This is a genomic window from Enterobacter sp. SCRI0065, assembly GCF_059766475.1.
Map to the genome: position 1 here is coordinate 1 of NZ_JCBAJB010000073.1, position 233 is coordinate 233.

Annotated in this window: 1 protein-coding gene; it reads right to left on the minus strand. The window is 70.0% G+C overall.

Annotated features, from left to right (window positions below):
- A partial coding sequence (locus AC6EMZ_RS23500) for a hypothetical protein (protein ID WP_498405199.1) occupies positions 1–233 on the minus strand: 233 nt, incomplete at both ends.

Here is a 233-nt window from a genome sequence, read left to right on the forward strand (position 1 = left end):
GCTGCCGTGGTGATGGCGGGGCGCACTGCTGCGCAGCTGCCCCCTGATTTCCGGTGCAGCCTGAGCGCTGCGCCAGCGTTCGGGCAGTGTGCAGATCGTGATGGCCGGTGACACGCTGGCGCGTGACCGTTTGCCCTTCGTGCAGGATGCCGCCGCCGTGGCGATGGCGGGGCGCACTGCTGCGCAGATGCCCCCCTGATTTCCGGTGCAGCCTGAGCGCTGCGCTAGCGTTC